The organism is Salibacterium qingdaonense (assembly GCF_900114715.1).
GTDB classification, from domain to species: domain Bacteria; phylum Bacillota; class Bacilli; order Bacillales; family Marinococcaceae; genus Salibacterium; species Salibacterium qingdaonense.
Map to the genome: position 1 here is coordinate 205,026 of NZ_FOTY01000001.1, position 17,352 is coordinate 222,377.

General features: G+C 48.8%; 16 protein-coding genes. 11 read left to right on the plus strand and 5 right to left on the minus strand.

Annotation, left to right across the window (positions count from 1 at the left end; translation table 11 throughout):
* Nucleotides 1-5: 5 nt before the first annotated feature.
* The 3 genes from BM058_RS00925 (at nt 6) to BM058_RS00935 (ending at nt 3,414) form a co-directional block, all read left to right on the plus strand.
* Nucleotides 6-1,355: a GntP family permease gene (locus tag BM058_RS00925; RefSeq protein WP_090925154.1), complete on the plus strand. Its 1,350-nt coding sequence runs from the start codon at nt 6-8 to the stop codon at nt 1,353-1,355.
* 18 nt (nt 1,356-1,373) lie between these two features.
* A complete protein-coding gene (gene gnd, locus BM058_RS00930; protein ID WP_090925155.1) occupies nt 1,374-2,276 on the plus strand; it encodes a phosphogluconate dehydrogenase (NAD(+)-dependent, decarboxylating) in 903 nt (300 codons plus the stop codon).
* 403 nt (nt 2,277-2,679) lie between these two features.
* Nucleotides 2,680-3,414, plus strand: a complete 735-nt coding sequence (locus BM058_RS00935; protein WP_090925156.1) for a sulfite exporter TauE/SafE family protein — start codon at nt 2,680-2,682, stop codon at nt 3,412-3,414.
* Here BM058_RS00935 and BM058_RS00940 read toward each other — a convergent pair.
* Nucleotides 3,398-4,138 carry a YwaF family protein gene (locus BM058_RS00940; RefSeq protein WP_090925157.1) on the minus strand — a complete coding sequence of 247 codons (741 nt, stop codon included), beginning with the start codon at nt 4,136-4,138 and terminating at the stop codon, nt 3,398-3,400. The two genes, BM058_RS00935 and BM058_RS00940, sit on opposite strands and share 17 nt — an antisense overlap.
* A gap of 135 nt (nt 4,139-4,273) precedes the next feature.
* Between BM058_RS00940 and BM058_RS00945 the strand changes: the two genes are divergently transcribed.
* Nucleotides 4,274-5,341: an FUSC family protein gene (locus tag BM058_RS00945; protein ID WP_090925158.1), complete on the plus strand. Its 1,068-nt coding sequence runs from the start codon at nt 4,274-4,276 to the stop codon at nt 5,339-5,341.
* Between the two features lie 25 nt (nt 5,342-5,366).
* Here the strand turns inward: BM058_RS00945 and BM058_RS00950 are convergent, their stop codons facing one another.
* A complete protein-coding gene (locus BM058_RS00950; RefSeq protein WP_090925159.1) occupies nt 5,367-7,127 on the minus strand; it encodes an N-acetylmuramoyl-L-alanine amidase in 1,761 nt (586 codons plus the stop codon).
* 981 nt (nt 7,128-8,108) lie between these two features.
* Here BM058_RS00950 and tlp point away from each other — a divergent pair.
* Nucleotides 8,109-8,330: a small acid-soluble spore protein Tlp gene (gene tlp / locus BM058_RS00955; protein WP_090925160.1), complete on the plus strand. Its 222-nt coding sequence runs from the start codon at nt 8,109-8,111 to the stop codon at nt 8,328-8,330.
* A 215-nt stretch (nt 8,331-8,545) separates the two neighbouring features.
* Nucleotides 8,546-10,027 carry a flotillin family protein gene (locus tag BM058_RS00960; protein WP_090925279.1) on the plus strand — a complete coding sequence of 494 codons (1,482 nt, stop codon included), beginning with the start codon at nt 8,546-8,548 and terminating at the stop codon, nt 10,025-10,027.
* A gap of 200 nt (nt 10,028-10,227) precedes the next feature.
* Here BM058_RS00960 and BM058_RS00965 read toward each other — a convergent pair whose 3' ends face one another.
* Complete coding sequence (locus BM058_RS00965; protein ID WP_090925280.1) at nt 10,228-10,851, minus strand: uracil-DNA glycosylase; 624 nt, start codon at nt 10,849-10,851, stop codon at nt 10,228-10,230.
* Nucleotides 10,852-11,068: 217 nt separating this feature from the next.
* Here BM058_RS00965 and BM058_RS00970 point away from each other — a divergent pair, with 217 nt between their 5' ends.
* Nucleotides 11,069-11,527 (plus strand): flavin reductase family protein, encoded by a 459-nt coding sequence (locus BM058_RS00970; RefSeq protein ID WP_090925161.1) that lies wholly within the window; start codon nt 11,069-11,071, stop codon nt 11,525-11,527.
* A gap of 37 nt (nt 11,528-11,564) precedes the next feature.
* On the opposite strand, the gene BM058_RS18080 is transcribed toward BM058_RS00970, so the two are convergent.
* Entirely contained in the window at nt 11,565-11,741 is a 177-nt protein-coding gene (locus BM058_RS18080; protein ID WP_177195374.1) for a hypothetical protein, read from the minus strand.
* Between the two features lie 38 nt (nt 11,742-11,779).
* The gene (locus BM058_RS00975; RefSeq protein WP_090925162.1) at nt 11,780-13,723 is read right to left on the minus strand and encodes an aconitate hydratase; all 1,944 of its coding nucleotides are present in this window, start codon (nt 13,721-13,723) and stop codon (nt 11,780-11,782) included.
* 187 nt (nt 13,724-13,910) lie between these two features.
* Between BM058_RS00975 and htpX the strand changes: the two genes are divergently transcribed.
* From htpX to qoxA, 4 genes are all read left to right on the plus strand, one after another.
* Entirely contained in the window at nt 13,911-14,810 is a 900-nt protein-coding gene (htpX, locus tag BM058_RS00980; protein ID WP_090925163.1) for a protease HtpX, read from the plus strand.
* A 72-nt stretch (nt 14,811-14,882) separates the two neighbouring features.
* Nucleotides 14,883-15,170: a hypothetical protein gene (locus BM058_RS00985; RefSeq protein WP_090925164.1), complete on the plus strand. Its 288-nt coding sequence runs from the start codon at nt 14,883-14,885 to the stop codon at nt 15,168-15,170.
* Nucleotides 15,157-16,128, plus strand: a complete 972-nt coding sequence (rarD, locus tag BM058_RS00990; RefSeq protein WP_245736759.1) for an EamA family transporter RarD — start codon at nt 15,157-15,159, stop codon at nt 16,126-16,128. Before BM058_RS00985 ends, rarD begins: the two co-directional genes overlap by 14 nt.
* Nucleotides 16,129-16,402: 274 nt before the next feature.
* Complete coding sequence (gene qoxA, locus BM058_RS00995; RefSeq protein WP_090925166.1) at nt 16,403-17,326, plus strand: cytochrome aa3 quinol oxidase subunit II; 924 nt, start codon at nt 16,403-16,405, stop codon at nt 17,324-17,326.
* Nucleotides 17,327-17,352: the final 26 nt, after the last annotated feature.

Consider the following 17,352-nt stretch of genomic DNA (forward strand, 5'->3'; position numbering starts at 1 on the left):
CTACGATGGGATCTACAGCATGGCTGGTTGTTATAGCTGTTCTCGCCGTTATTGCTCTACTATTTTTGGTAATGAAAACGAAACTGCAGGCTTTTATTGCCCTGCTCATGGTCAGTATGCTCGTTGGTCTGGCCGTCGGCATGCCGCCTGGGGAAATTATTACGACGATTGAAGAAGGGATGGGGGGAACCCTTGGATTTATAGCTGTCATTATTGGTCTTGGCGCCATGTTCGGTGAAATGCTTCGGGTCTCCGGAGGTGCTGAGCGTCTGGCAGTAACCCTGATGAATAAGTTCGGGGAAAAGAACGTATCATGGGCGCTTGGTTTAACCGGGTTCATTGTTTCGATCCCCGTGTTTTTGGATGTGGCTCTTGTTATCCTCATACCGATTATTTACAGTTTGACGCAGAAAACGAAAAAGTCACTCCTGCATTTTGGTATACCGCTTCTTGCAGGTCTTGCCGTGACACACAGTTTTATACCACCAACACCCGGACCGATATCGGTGGCTTCCATCATTGATGCAGATCTTGGATGGGTCATCCTTTTCGGAGCGATTGCAGGTATCCCTGCCATGATTTTGGGCGGTCCGGTTTTCGGACGCTTCATCGGCAATAGAATACAGGTAAATGTCCCGGACTATATGATGGAACAGGTGGATGAGTTTGATGACACGCGTGATCTCCCCAGCTTTTTGAGCATTGTATTGATCATTTTGCTGCCTCTTGTGATGATACTCATGAACACCACCGCTGATCTTGTCTTGGCGGATGACAGCACATTGCGGTCTGTTCTTACCTTTGTAGGACACCCGTTCGTTGCCTTGACCATGGCTTCCCTGTTAGCCTTTTATGTATTCGGTATCCGCAGAGGATACAGCAAAGAGGACATTCAGCAGATTACCACGAAAGCACTCGAACCGGCTGGTATTATCATTCTCGTGACCGGTGCCGGCGGTGTATTCGGTGAAATGCTGATCAGCTCCGGTATCGGAGACCTGCTCGCCGAAGGCATGAAAGGAATGCAGATGCCGCTGATCGTCTTTGCCTTTATTGCAGCTACGGTTGTCCGTGTGGCGCAGGGGTCAGCGACCGTATCCATGGTAACGGCGGCGGGTCTTGTCGCACCGCTTATAGAAAACTTTGATGTCAGTGAACCGATGCTTGGTCTGCTTGTTATTGCGATTGCATCCGGAGCCACTGTCTTTTCACACGTGAACGATTCCGGCTTCTGGCTCGTTAACCGTTACTTTGGACTGACCGAAAAACAAACACTGCAGACATGGACCGTGATGGAAACAATCATCGGTTTTACAGGCTTTGGCGTCGCATTACTGCTCAGTCTATTTGTTTAAAGAAAGAGGAGACGTTATATGAAAGCAGGATTAATAGGATTAGGAAAAATGGGATATAACATCGGACTTCAGATGCTTGAAAAAAATCATGAGCCGGCAGCTTTTGATGTCGATCCAAAAGCGGTAGAGACATTCAAGGAGGCTGGAGGAGAAGGTGCTGCTTCTATAGAGGAACTGGTACAAAAGCTGGAAGCTCCGAGAGTGATCTGGGTGATGGTTCCAGCCGGTACGGTGACTGATGAGGTACTCGAAGAGACGGCCCCGCTGCTGGACGAAGGCGATATTCTTATTGAAGCGGGAAACTCCCACTACAAGAAATCGATGGAACATCATCAAAACATGGAAGCACGCGGCCTTTATTTCTTTGATGTCGGCACAAGTGGCGGAATATCAGGGGCAAGGCACGGAGCCTGCTTCATGATCGGCGGAAACAAAGAAGTCTTTCAGAAAGAGCTGGAACCGCTTTTTGATGATTTATCTGTAGAAAAAGGCTATTTTCACACAGGAGAAGGCGGCAGCGGTCATTATCTGAAAATGATCCACAATGGAATCGAGTACGGAATGATGGCGGCGATCGGTGAAGGGTTTGAACTTCTCGAAAAAAGCCCGTTTGATTATGATTATGAAGGGGTGGCAGAGGTCTGGAATCACGGATCTGTCATCCGGGGATGGCTGATGGAATTGATGGGGGACGCGTTTAAAAAAGATGCGAACCTTGATGATATCCGCGGTGTGATGCACTCTTCCGGAGAAGGGAAATGGACAGTGGAATCAGCGCTTGACTATCAAGCTGCGGCGCCTGTCATCGCCCTGTCCTTAATGATGCGGTACCGTTCCCAGGAAACCGACACCTTCACAGGTAAGGTGGTGGCAGCGCTGCGCCATGAATTCGGCGGCCACGCCACAGAGCAACAAGAATAAGAACATCAAGGTAAAGAGGTGCATCTCCCGGGCTGTCACACGCCGTGGACACTAAACCGCCGGTGTGCATGCAAAGTGTGCACGGAAGTAATGTTCATGGACATTGTGAGTTCCCCGCCGGCAGATAGTGTCCATTGGTTTCAGTCCGCACCCACTAATACCAGATTTCAGCGGCGTAGTGTCTACAAAACGGTGATCCGTGGACACTACGCCGTTATTTTTCGCCAGTAGTATCCACCACCGCATGAATCTCCAACCCGCCGCCTTTCTCTGCTGCTTAGGACAGCATACTCTTTCTTCCCACTTGAACAGCGTAAGTCATAACCGTGTTCCTTTCAGGGAATCATGGTACAATGAGGAAACATATCAAGATTTCCGCAGGAGAGAAGGTTTTATTGCATCTATGCTTACAGAACTTATCGTTATTTTCGTTGTACTATTTATCGGCAGTTTTATTCAGGGGGCGAGCGGATTTGGTTTCGGCCTGTTCGCGATGAGCTTTCTTCCGTTTTTATTCTCGGTGAAAGACAGCACCCTGCTCGTTATGGCACTGGCACTGGTAACCTGCCTGACGATTTTTTTGAAGGTGTATTCACGTATCAATATCCGCCGTCTGGCTTTACTACTCGGAGCGGCGGTTGCCGGAAGATTCGGCGCGTACTTTGTGCTGCATAACTTTGGGGAAATGGATGAATTAAAAAAGGTGCTCGGTATTGTACTGATCGGCATGGTATTTTTCATTCTCTTTCAGAAAAACCCTGATACAGAAAAACGCCGTGAAAACCCGGCTGTTCCGATCAGTATGGGCGCGCTCGGAGGGTTTATCGGCGGTGTGTTCGTTGTCGGCGGTCCTTTTTTTGTGTTTTATTTTCTAATGGTATGTAAAGACAAATACGAATATACAGCCAATATTCAGGCCGTGTTTCTGGTTACCGGCCTTACGACGCTGCTTATGCACGGGTTCAGCGGCGATATTCACATGAATCTGCTGCTGTATTTTGTGATCGGTGTGCTGAGTGTCATTATCGGATCCAGGCTCGGTATGAAATGGTTCAAACATTTATCCCAGCATCATATCAAACGATTTGCAGGGCTGATTGTTACGCTGGCTGCGCTGAACCTCATCTTTTTTGCTTAAGGTGGATGCTGCGGCACGAACGTACGATGTTGTACACATAATACATCCCGGAAAACACCGCAAGAGCCACGACTTCAAGGGATAAAAGATAATAGGGCCAGGGACCGAGCCAGTCAAACAGTGTGGCCTGGACCGGTTTTTCCATGATGTACATGTAATTTCCGTCTGTCAGCAGATTGACGCACGCCACCGACACTAAATACAGATTCAAGACTCCCCATGTGCGGAAAATGGATGAACAATAGAGCTTTCGTTTCTCCACGACAACCATATAACAGACCGCGGCAACGACGAGACCGTGGGTGATAAAAAAGTGAAAGAAACGATAATGGGGAAAGCCGTAATCGGCCAGGTCCGGTGTGAGAATCGTCAGCAAAGCGCTTGAAGCTCCTGCGAAAAAGGTGATCTCAAACCATATGCGGCGGGATGTGAAAAAGGACAGAACGGCTGTGATCCAGACGAAACTGCTTAATTGAAGAGGGAGAGAATGAGAAGCATCCCACGCTCCGTTTGAGATCAGAAACACCTGATAAGACAACTCTCCCAGCAGAAATACCGCAGGAAACAAAGTTTTTATGAAGAGGTCTGCTCTCGTATGGCGCAGGTGTCTGCGAAAGATAATGAACAGAACGCACAGAACCGCCATGGTTAGAAATACCATGAGGTGTGCCGGCCCCATCCACGTGAACGACGGACCTTCGTGACTGAATTTCCACCACCACATACGCTGCCTCCTCTCCTAATAGGTCTGCTCTTATTTTAATAGGTGAAAAACGAAAATACGACCCCGGAGATGGAGATGAACAGCTTCTTCAATTATGATATGATGGCATTAAAATGATTGAAGTGGGCCTTATTCATGTTGGAAAAGATACGACAAAAGCAATTTAAATTTATTGGAGCCAGACTGATCAAGACAGGCATAGCCGTTTATGTGGCGGCACTTATCTGTTATTTTTTCAATCTTCCGGCTGCGTTTGCTGTTATTACGGCAATCGTCACGCTCGAACCTACGGCGGCAGCATCGATACGAAAAGGGATCAAGCGGTTTCCAGCGACCCTCATCGGGGCAGCACTCGCTGTAACGGCCGTGTCGATATTCGGGCATAATGCAGCGTCTTATGCTATAGCGGCTGTATTCACCATTTATGCGTGCAACCTGCTTCACCTGGAAGTGGGGACGCTGGTGGCTACATTGACGGCAGTCGCTATGATACCCGGAACCGAAGGGACGTACTTTCTATCTTTTGTGGAACGGGCGGGGACGACAACGATCGGCCTTACCGTCTCAGCGCTCGTGAATTTTTCCATTCTTCATCCGCGTTTTTCGGAACTGATTGCCGACAAAAATGAAAAAATCATGAGAGAAATTACCGAGGTGCTTGAAAAACGCACCAGGGAATTATGTGAAGACAAACCAGCCGCTAAATCGACAAGGCAGCGTTTTCAGCAGCTGCAAAAAGAAGTGAACCGCGCCGAAGACCTCGCCTATTATCAGCGCGAAGAATGGAAATACCACCGCTACAGTGCAAAATATATTGATTTTTTCACTTATGAGAACCGCCGCCTGGAGGCGCTCGAACGAATGGTTTATCACATTAACAGCCTGTTTGTGCTCAAAGAAGTGGAGGACAGCTTCCACGAAGGGGAGAAGGAATTGTGCAGCAGGGCTTTTCAATCCATTATTACGGTTCTCCAGCATCCGGAACACGCGGTATCAACACAACATCATGACCTTATTTCTGAAGTGGATCATCATTTCTGGCATATTCAGGAGACGCATCCGGATATGATTTCCTACCGGTACCATCATCAGTTTTCTAAAGAAATTATCGTTTATTATGTTATCCTTTCTCTTCACGACCGGTTGGAGGACATGGAAAAACTCTATGAAAGACACAAAAAAAAGCACGGTTCCTCTGCATGACCGAGAGGAACCGTGCTTTTTTCGTTTACCAGTTGTAATAGTTGTCGATACCGTCGAAAATGGCACCGGCTGCTTTATCCGGATAACCTGCCTTTTTCATCCGTGCAGCATCACTTGGGTTGGTCAAAAAGCCCAATTCGACAAGACTGCTTGGCATTGTCGTGTTTTCAATAACAACAAATCCTGCATCAGCCACACGGCGGTCGGTCATATCGGTCTGTTTGACCAGCTCCTGTTGGATGGAAGATGCCAGCGCGCGGCTTTCAGATGCTTTGTGGCTCCCGTTATAAAAGGCTTCCGTTCCGTGGGCGGATTGCTTGTAAGCATTGGAATGAATGCTTACAAAAGCATCAGCATCGACGGATTCAGCAACGTCAACCCGCTCATTCAGCCCGAGGAATGTGTCATCATCGCGGGTCATCACAACGTCCACGCCGGCTTCTTCAAGGCGTTCTTCCACTTCCAGGGCCACATCGAGGTTCACTTCTTTTTCAATAAGACCATTTCCGCTGGCTCCGTTATCGTGATCGCCGTGGCCGGCGTCAATGACGATGGTGCGGTCTTCGAGTGCATCCGCCCCGGGTTCTTTTTCCTGCAGGTAATGGCGGTGGACGTATCCTTCTCCGCTGCCGTAATCAATACGAGCCCAGTTCTCTCCGGTATGTTCATATACATCAACGGTATCTCCGCTCTGCAGTTTGGTGATGATATCTCCATCCGTACTGCCTTCGGTCCGGACGTTGAGGTCATCCACCGTTACCTTGGCTGCAGAAATAATACTTCCCTGTACATCGTCTGAAGGGGACTCGTTCGTACCTTCATCCGGTGTTTCTGATGTGTCGTCCTCTTCGGAGTCGGAGTTGTCCACAGTCGTTACATAAGCGCCGTGGATATAACCCCAGTCTCCTGCATTTTCTATTTTCAGCCAGTCACCGTCTCTGCCGTAAATGTCCACATTGGTTCCATCCGACAGTTGATTAACGGCCTGATTCCCGGTGCCGGGGCCTGTTCTGACATTCAGCGGAGTATCGGCATCGACTTCGCCTTCGTACATCACATTTTCATCCGAAAAGTCTTCTTCATCCGGAGAAGAAGACGGGTTCCCATTTCCGCTTGACTGCATCGTTTCTTCCATGGCTCTTGCCAGATAGGCAGAAAATTCAGCGCGGGTGGCCGAATCATTAGGATCGAACGAGCCGCTTTCCTGCACAATGCCCTGATCAGCGAGAGTGGCTATGTATTCCTGCGCCCAGAAATCGCTGTCTATGTCTGAAAAGCTGCCTGCCGTGTCCGGTTCCGCGGCCTGATCAAAGAAAGCTCTTGAAACAACGGCCGCCACCTGGGCTTTTTCGATTTCTCCGTTAGGATTAAAGCTGCCATTGTTTCCCTGGAATATATCCAGTTCCGCCGCTTTTTCGATGCTGCCGTAAGCCCAGAACGAAGAATCAACATCGGAAAACGTCGGGGATGATGCATTCAGTGCTCCCTCACCAAGCGCGTTTGTCATCATGATGGAAGCCTGGGCTCTCGTGAGCGGCTGTTCCGGCCGGTAATCTCCGGAAGCATCTCCATCAGCAACTCCCTGCTCAGTCAGGTACTCAATCTCCTCTTCGGCCCAGTACCCGTTGTCTACGTCTGCATAGCGGTCGGACGCTTCGGCTTGTTCCGCCGAAAATACCGGAATGACAGAGAAAGACAGGGCTGCTGCCATCATGGAATATGTGACTTTTTTATAAAAAATGACAAGATCCCCCTCTCGAAGATAGTTTGGTCTAATATGTGGCATTATTCTCCAAAGGACATAACCTGCAACCAGAATATCATGGTATGTGGTTTTAGACTAGTATGTAGTAGAGATTGTTCGAAATTAGGAAAAAAATATCAGCAGCTGGCATAAAGTAAGAATCCGGGACAAAAGTAAAGCAGGCGGAAGAAAAATACGAATGTCCTCGAATGTCCCGCAGCGGAGCCAACATTCTGTGACTCCTGCTCCGAACAGCACGAGTCAAAGGCACCCCGAAGGATGTGCGGTCAGGTCGGCGCCTGCATGTGACATATCCCCGCAGGGTAATGGCGTTTACGGGGTGCGTTAATTGCCTTATGACTATTCATCTATTTTTTCACGCAGCGGCAGGCGCTCTTTGCTGCATCGGTCCGTTCGTTGCCTGGCTGAATACCGCCTGGTTCTGTTCATAATGACGTTTACGGGGGTACAAAACCCTCTAAAGTGCTTTAAGCATCATTCATAGTGACGTTTAGGGGCACACCTGGTGCTCTAAAGTGCCTCAGGCGTCATGCCCAACGACGTTTGAGAGGCGGCGTGATACCCTGAAGTGCCTTGGGACCCATTCCAAGCGAACGTCCGACCACCCAACCTGAACGCAACAAACAAACGCATGCATTTTCTGTATCAGTACGGCCTCGAACTATGGCAGCTTCTAAGACACAATAAGCGCCAGCAAGTCGATGCCGCGCTTGTACTCTGGAGTAAAAGCAAAGTATATTGGCGCAGCGGTTGATCTCAGGAACGAAAAATGCCAAACGATTTCAGGAAATCGTTTGGCATTTTTCGCTTCTTTTAACGGTTTTGTCCCAGACTCTTTTCGTCACTATTTATTTTTTGCCGTAAGATTACTCTTTTATTCTGCAGATTAAAAAGATGTAAATAGATATGTACTTAGTGGCTGCTTGATACATCATGTTTTTACATAGGGTATCTTTACGATGGTAATACTAAACCTGACATTTTTGAAGGAGTGATGTATCTATGGCAAAACCAGATGATCGTTCCAATAACGCGGAACGGATTGAAAACGCGATTGGTCACACGCTTCAGAATCGAAATGAGGCAAGAGACTACGAAAAAGCACATGCCAAAGAGCTGAGTGAGGAAGAAAAACAGCAGATTGAAGAAAAGAATGAACGGCGCGAAGAAAGCATTGAAGGACTGCAGCAGGAAATTCAGGATGAGGCAGAGGATAATAAATAATGATACGAAAGCGCAGCCTGTGGGACAGAGCTGCGCTTTTGTTTGTTATCCAAAAGTAGTAAATATCTGAAACGGGAATGGTCACCGTTCGTATGATGGTATAGAATGTGTTCAGGAGGTGTATAAATTTGAATTTCTTACAAGATGTTCTAGGTTTAATTATTACTGGTGTCGTCATTTTTGTTGTGCTTATTGCAGCCCTTATCGGCTACATTATGTTCAAACGGAGTTATAAGACGGCGAAGTCCAATGAGGCGCTGATTATCACCGGGAAAAGTCTCGGCAGCGATGAGAATGTGTTTACCGACGAGACAAACGGGCGCCGCCTGAAAGTCGTGCGGGGCGGCGGTGTGTTTATCAAGCCGCTTGTTCAGGTCGCAGAACCGGTTGATCTGACAACATCACAGCTTATGGTGCAGACACCGGAAGTCTACACGTCGCAGGGTGTGCCGGTGGTCGCGGATGCCGTTGCGATGGTGCGGATAGGAAGTTCTCTTCATCAGATTGCCAACTTCGCCGAGCAGTTTCTTGGAAAGAACAAGTCAGACAGGGATCAGGAAATTGTTGAGGTCCTTGAAGGTCATCTCCGTTCGGCGTTGTCTTCATTGACTGTCGAAGAAATCTACCAGAGCCGGGAGCGGTTTAACGAGCAGCTTCAGGAAGTAGCGGAAAAAGACCTTTCGAAAATGGGATTTGAAATCACGTCCTTTGCGCTGAAAGACATACGGGATGAAAATGGCTATCTCGAAGCATTGGGACGTCCCCGCATTGCCGAAGCGAAGAAAAACGCGGACATTGCCGAATCCAATGCCGAACGTGAAACGAGAATCCATCAGGCGCAGATGGATAAGGAAGCCGAAGAATCAGAATATAAACATAAGACTGAAATCGCCGAAGCCCGGAAAAACAATGAAATCCGGGAGTCCTCTTTTAAACAGGAGAATGAAAAAGCAAGGGCGCAGGCGGACCAGGCGTATGCTCTTGAAAAAAGTATCAACGACCGGCAGCTGAAAGAGCAGGAAATGGATGTACGCGCGGTCGAATTATCGAAGCAGTCGGAACTCGAAGAAATCGAAATCGAGCGGAAAGAAAAGCAGTATGAAGGGGAAGTCAAGAAAAAGGCCGACGCCGAACGGTACGCTTCCCAGCAGCAGGCTGATGCCGATAAATACCGTACGATCGCCGATGCCGAAGCGCAGGCTGAAACCGAACGTAAACGCGGGGAGGCTGAAGCCCAGATCATCCGTGATAAAGGACAGGCGGAAGCGGCAGCGAAAGAACAGATGGCTGAAGCCATGTCCAAATACGGCGAAGCTGCTGTTCTTGAAATGATGATCAACATGATGCCGGACTTTGCGAAAGCTGTCTCTGAACCGATGAATAATATCGACAGTGTCAAAGTGATCGATACCGGAAGCGGACAGGGCGTGTCCAACCTGGCAGGAAGCGTCACGAATAATATGGCAGTGATGCAGGATACGTTAAAGGAAACAACCGGCATCGACATGAAGGCACTGCTTGAGAACTTTGCCGGCGGAGAAGGTGCTCAAATGCTTGCGCAGGCCGCAGATACAAACGGGAAAACAGAAGAAGAAAGCGCAGCTTCCACAGAACAGGAATCATCCACCGAAGAGGAAGCCCCTCCCGCGGAAGAGACGGATGAAACCGAAGCCGTTGAAGAGGACAAAGAGCAATAAGAAGGAAAAAGGAACGGGCCGGAGCGGTCCGTTCCTTTTTATGGACAGTTTACACACGAAAGTGTCTAATAACCGAAGTTTACAGACACTTTCAGGGCAGAAGGTGTTTATTTGTCTGTTATTTTTACTTTATAGACAAACATTAGAGGAAAATGGTCTTAAAACAGTTTTTATAGACATTTTTCACTATAGATTGTCCATTATGACATAAGATGCTGCTTCAGTGTTGCCAGATGATCGGAAATATCTGCTTCAAGACTGCGTTTATACAGCGCGGCGGCCGGGTGATAAATAGGGAACAGCGGATAAGTGGCGGGTGCCCACGTATAGGAGCGGGTCTCCCAGTCGTCCAGTCTCAGGACGGGAGAAGTCACAAGGTGTCCGGTGACTTCCGCCATGCGTGGTGCTCCGCCGACAAGGCGTTGATAGGCGGTACGGCCCATCGGAACAATCATACGAGGCTGAAGGCACTCGATTTCTGCGTCGAGTATCGGTGCGTGGGCGGCGATTTCTCCCTGGTTTGGAGTGCGGTTGTATTTTCTTTTTTCCCTGCCTTTTGGCTGCCCCCATTTGTACGGGCGGCTGCGGACGGTACTGGTGACATACACGTCGTCCCGGGTCAGCTCGAGTTCCTGCAGAAAGCCGTTGAAATACTGCCCGGCTCTCCCGCTGAAAGGGATACCATTATGTATTTCCGTTTCACCCGGAGCTTCTCCGACAAACATAAGCACAGGAGAGGCAGAGCCTTTTCCGTAGACAAAGCCTTCACAAGGGTAAGGAGCGATTCGTTCATTGCAGTGCTGGATCAATTTTTGCGGTATCATAAAACCAGCTCCTTTCATGTAAAAGTAGTGGTTCCGGCATCCTCCCGCACCAATGCCGGATGGTGCCATCATCAAGGAAATTCTCTATACATATACTATACACAATGCCGGCTGGTATCAAAAGAAACACAGAAGACAATCTTCCTGCATTGCATGATAAAAGGTTTCCCTGTAACGTAATAAGCAGAAAAAAAGTTAGGGGAGAGGGGGATAACGGATGGATGACCGTTTGTTTAAGACAGCGATGGGTAAATTTGCGACAGGTGTAACGGTAGTGACCACCGATACAGAAGACGGCGTACATGGTATGACAGCCAACGCGTTTATGTCCGTTTCCATGGATCCAAAACTTGTGCTGATATCTGTGGGCAGACACGCCAACACCCACCGTATTATTGAGCAGAACGGCGCGTTTGCTGTGAACATTCTCAGTGAAGATCAAATAGAATCCGCGCAGTATTTTGCGAAACAGCTTGAGGAAGATGTGGATATCCCAATCGAGCGTTTTGAAGGACAGCCGATTATTGAAGGATCGCTTGCAAGCATTGCCTGCACAGTCTATGACAGCCATGAAGCAGGAGATCACACCCTGTTCATCGGTCAGGTGGAGAACCTGATTGTCCAGGATGAAATGCCGCTGCTTTATGTTGAAGGGCAGTTCAGATACTTTCAATAAAAAAATGCCGCAGGAGTAAAATCTCCCGCGGCATTTTTCATTCCAGTGTGCGGTTGGTTTCATCTACGTCAAACGGTTCATCCGGTTCCGGTTTTTCGCCGGCCTGTAGTATGCCGTCCCCGTTGCAGACGCTGCATGAATACTTCCACTGCTCGTCATCCATCAACAGGCCGGTGCCGTCGCAGGCTGAACAAACATTGTCGTGAATGTTCATTGGTCGTTTGCACCCTTTCCTGGAACATGAGGCTTATCTTACTGTTTCTCTTTTACCCAGTTGATAAGTCCTCCTGCTAACATGATGTCCACGTGGCGCTCAGTCAATGCATGACGCAGGCGTATTTCTTTATTTTTTCCCTGAAGCGAAGCGGTGATCTCGCTGCTTTGACCGATGGTATCCCGGATGTTTTTCAGTTCAATGATGTCGCCTTTTTCCACGTCTTCAAAATCACTGTCATCGGCAAAAGTGAGCGGAAGAATGCCGAAGTTGATGAGATTCTGCAGATGGATACGGGCGAAGTCTTTGACAATCACGACTCTGAGCCCGAGGAAGCGCGGAGCAAGAGCGGCGTGTTCACGGCTCGAACCCTGTCCGTAGTTACTGCCGCCGACAATCGCGTGGCCGGTAGTGTCGCGGATATCCATCGACCGGTTGTAATAGTCTTCATTTAGAATTTCAAAGGCAAACTTGCTGATCTCCGGCAGGTTGCTGCGGTAAGGAAGCACGCGTGCTCCTCCTGCGAGAATTTCATCGGTGGAGAGATTGTCTCCGACTTTAAGAAGCACCGGTACGTGCATTTCGTCAGGGAGCGGCTCCATATGTGGAATGGAGGCGATATTCGGTCCTTTGTGCAGTTCAACCTGCTTTGCTTTCTCCAGCGGAAGCGGTTCTTCGAGAAGCCTGAAATCCACAGTCGGCTCATCCGGCTCGGTAAGGCGGGGATAATCCATATCCAGTTTGCGTGGATCTGTGATTTTGCCGTACAGAGCGGAAGCGGCCGCTACTTCCGGACCGCACAGAAAGACGCTGTCTTCTTTCGTACCGGAGCGTCCCGGGAAGTTACGCGGTGTAGTGCGGAGGCTGTTTCTGCCGGAAGCAGGCGCCTGACCCATACCGATACAGCCGTTACAGCCGGCCTGGTGAAGCCGTGCGCCGGATGTCAGAAGGCTGGCGATATGGCCGTTTTGGACAAGGTCGGTAAGCATCTGCCGGGAAGTTGGGTTGATATCATAGGATACCCCGCTTTCGATTTGTTTCCCTTTCACAATTTCGGCGGCCATTGCGAAGTCTTTATACCCAGGGTTGGCAGAAGAGCCGATATAGGACTGATAAATCGGTTCTCCTTCCACTTCGGATACAGGAACCACGTTGCCGGGGCTCGAAGGTTTGGCAATCATAGGCTCGAGAGAAGACAAATCGATTTCTTCATTTAAATCATAAGAAGCATCATTGTCGGCTTTCAGTTCGCGCCAATCTTGTTCGCGTCCCTGCGTCCGAAGGAACCGTTTCACTTCTTCGTCGGAAGGAAAGACCGTGGCGGTTGCGCCGAGTTCAGCCCCCATGTTGGCAATCACGTGACGATCCATTGCACTTAACTGGTCGAGACCGGGACCGTAATATTCAATAATTTTGCCGACCCCGCCTTTCACATCATGACGACGCAGGAATTCCAGAATGATATCTTTGGCACCGACCCAGTCCGGGAGACTGCCTGTCAGTTTGACGCCCCAGATTTCGGGCATTTTCACGTGGTAAGGTTCGCCTGCGATGGCCATGGCAACGTCAATGCCGCCGGCTCCCATCGCAAGCATTCCCATACAGCCGTTGGCACAGGTATGGCTGTCGGAGCCAAGCAGTGTTTTGCCGGGTACGGCCAGCCGCTGCATGTGCACGGGATGGCTGACACCGTTGCCGGGACGGCTGAAGTGCAGACCGAAGCGTTTGGCAGCACTTTCGAGGAATAAATGGTCATCCGGGTTCTTGCTGTCTTCCTGAATAACGTTATGGTCGACATACTGAGCGGAGGCTTCGGTTTTCGCCCGTTCAATTCCCATCGCTTCGAGTTCAAGCATCACCATGGTACCTGTGGCGTCCTGGGTCAGGGTTTGATCAATGGAAAGGGAAATTTCTTCGCCGGCGTTCATTTCCCCGGACACAAGATGTTCTTTTATCAATTTTTGGGCAGCGTTCAAAGACATACGTATAGGAACCTCCTTATGCTGTTTAGTATGATGGGTATGTAATGGTGTATACCCATATTTAAGGAAAATCTAAACAAACCTATCGTTTGGTGAGCCAAAAAGAGAAAGACATGATATAATATGTTACAGTACAGGAGCATACAATGAACCAGGAACATTATGAAAAACAAGGAGGAAGACGGATTTGGGAAAGCGGATTCTGCTTTTTATCATAACCAACGTTCTGATTATTACTACAATCACGATCGTATTCAGTATTCTGGGAATGTTTGGTATTCATATACCGAGTATAAGTGCGACAGCTTCGGGTCAGTTGAACTACGGCCCGCTTCTGATATTCAGTGCGGTGATTGGTTTCGGCGGTGCGTTTATATCGCTTGCAATCTCCCGTATTGTCGCCAAGAAATTGATGGGTGTACAGGTTATCGACCCTGACACCGCGACCGGTGAGGAAAAGAAACTGGTGGATAAAGTCCACCGCATGGCCCGAAGCGCTGGAATGATGCATATGCCCGAGGTCGGCATATATAATTCCCGTGAAGTCAATGCCTTTGCAACCGGACCGTCGAAAAAGCGGTCCATTGTGGCGGTATCAAGCGGTCTTTTGCAGACGATGGATGAAGATGCTGTTGAAGGAGTGCTTGCCCATGAGATGGCGCACGTCGCCAACGGGGATATGGTCACCATGACGCTGCTTCAGGGTGTGGTGAACACCTTCGTCGTATTCCTTTCCAGAATTGTCGCATCTATTGTTTCGCGTTTCGTTCAGAACGAAGGGATGCGGCTGGTGGTTCATATCGCGGCTATTTTTGTCTTTCAGATTCTTTTTTCGATACTTGGAAGTATCGTCGTCAACGCCTATTCGCGGTACAGAGAATATCACGCCGATAAAGGCGGAGCCGATTTTGCCGGCAAAGATAAAATGAAACATGCCCTGCAGGCACTTCAGTCCCGTGCCGACATGGTGGATGACAGCCAGACATCGATGCAGACACTGAAAATTAATAACAAACCGACGTTGATGAAACTGTTTTCTTCCCATCCGCCTTTGGATGAGCGGATCCGGCGTCTGGAAGAAAAATAAAACCTCCTATACCACGCCTGTTGATTTATCATATAAAGGAATGGGAAAGGATTCTATGAGGAGAGTGCATCTGTGATCAAAGCATGTATCCCCTTTTCTTTTTCGTTGGACGGAGCCGTCTGCCCGACTCCAGCGGGAGAAGCGTCAGCCGAAGATCACCGGGTGATTTTCCCGGTAGCTGAGGCGACGCCCGCGGAAAGCGGGCAGGAAAGGGGGAGTCCAACGAAACGCTTCCTATATTTAGATAATAAACAGCCGTGCTCCTATACAGAAATGTTTTCGTACCATCCCTATTACCCGGATGCCGTTCAGGCGCCGGGTTTTTTATTCGCGCCGGCGGGGCCGGATGTTTTATACTGATAGTGGAAAAAGAGAAAATGGAATGGAGGGGAAGCAGGTGGGAGAAACACAGCAGGGATTCGGCGTTTTGGCAGCAGTATGCGCATATTTACTATGGGGCTTTCTGCCGTTGTACTGGAAACTGCTCGGCGGTGTTCCGGCTTCTGATATTCTCGCTCATCGTATTGTATGGTCGCTTGTCTTCATGCTGGCTGTCATTCTTGTCACCGGTATGTTCAAAGGGGTGTGGCGGGAAATAAAGAACACGTTCTCTTCGAAAAAAACCGCGCTCGCGATTACTGCTGCATCCATATTAATCAGTGTGAACTGGTTTATTTTTATTTTTGCAGTGAACAGCGACCGCGTGATTGAAGCGAGTCTTGGCTATTATATTAATCCATTAATCAACGTTACTTTGGCTGCTGTTCTTCTGAAAGAAAAGCTGTCAAAAGCAGAGACGGCCGCATTTGGGCTCGCTGCGGCCGGCGTGGTGATGCTGACGGTTTATTACGGCTATGTTCCCTGGGCGGCGCTGGGGCTGGCGCTGAGCTTTGGTTTTTACGGGTTGATTAAAAAAATCACCCCCGTCGGCGCATGGGCCGGTCTTACTATTGAAACGATGCTGATGACCCCGTTTGCGCTGCTTTTTTTAGTGATATGGAAGGATAATAGCGGGGGCTTCTCTTCGTATGCCGGTTCGGATATTTTACTGCTTATGGGAGCAGGAGCGGCGACAGCTGTTCCGCTTTTATTGTTTGCAGCCGGTGCGAAACGTATCACATTCTCGTTGATGGGGTTTCTGCAATACGGGGCGCCGACCATCATGCTTCTTCTCGGCGTATTTTTGTTTGAGGAACCGTTCAGCCATCAACAACTGATTTCATTTCTTATTGTATGGGCCGGTCTTATTCTTTTTACGTGGTCCCGTGCCGGTACCGCCCGTCGGAATCGAAAACCGTCGGTAAAAAAAGCAAAATAGATGATGTGGGACTTCCCTGCTGCAGGAAGTCTCTTTCTGTTAGGAGGTATATCCCAATATTTATAGATGAAAGAGTGGACGTAAAAAGGGAGAAACCCCTTGAAAACGGCATCATTGAACGTTTTATGACTAATTTGTGTTGATTTTGAAACATTCCCGTGAGATTTATATGACATCTAATCGGGTATGTACGCCAAGGGGCAGGAATTTGCTATCATGTAGGAAACATGATGAATAAAAACTTGAACGATACTTTAGAAAGGAGAGGAACGCCTTGAAAAATAAATGGGGGAAGTACGGCATACTGCTTGCTGTTGCATTTTTGTTGATTCTGACCGCTGGTTGTTCTGTGCCGGTTCTTGATCCAAAGGGTCCGGTCGGGGAAAGCCAGAAGAATCTTATCGTTTTTTCCATAATCATGATGTCGTTGATTGTTATTGTGGTGATGGTCGCGTTAACTTACATGCTGGTTAAGTTCAGGGAGCGTCCCAACCGCAGTGATGAAGACTATGACCCGGAACATGAAGGGAATACGAAACTGGAAATCATATGGACGGTGATTCCACTTATTATTGTGACCGCCCTTTCTATTCCAACGGTGATTACCATTTACCAGCTGGAGGATCCGCCTCAGTCTTCAAGCGATAAGGAACCATTGGTGGTTCATGCGACGTCGGCCGACTGGAAGTGGTTTTTCAGTTACCCGGAACAAAAAATTGAAACAGTGAACTATCTTCATATTCCGACGGACCGGGCGGTTGAATTCAAGCTGTCTTCCGCGGATTCCATGGCCTCTCTATGGATTCCGGCTCTTGGCGGTCAGAAGTATAATATGGCCGGCATGGAAACAACGCTGTATCTCCAGGCTGATGAGGCTGGAACATATGAAGGGAGAAACTCCAACTTTACAGGCACTGGTTTTGCGGAGCAGACATTTGATGTTCATGCAGAGCCCGCGGAAGAATTTCAAAACTGGGTGGAAGAAACAAAGCAGAGCGCTCCGGAATTGACCCAGGACCAGTACGATGAACTGCTTGCGCCTGGCCTGCTGCAGGAGATGGAATTTTCGTCGACGCATCTCGAATACGTGGATCATGGCAGCATGGACGGCAGTGACTATTTGATTCAACGCCATGGAACAGAAGCATTTGAGGACATTCCTGCTCTTGAAGGCGGAGAAGATGTGGCAAATGATTAACAGAGGTATAAAGAAAGCGGGGGAGC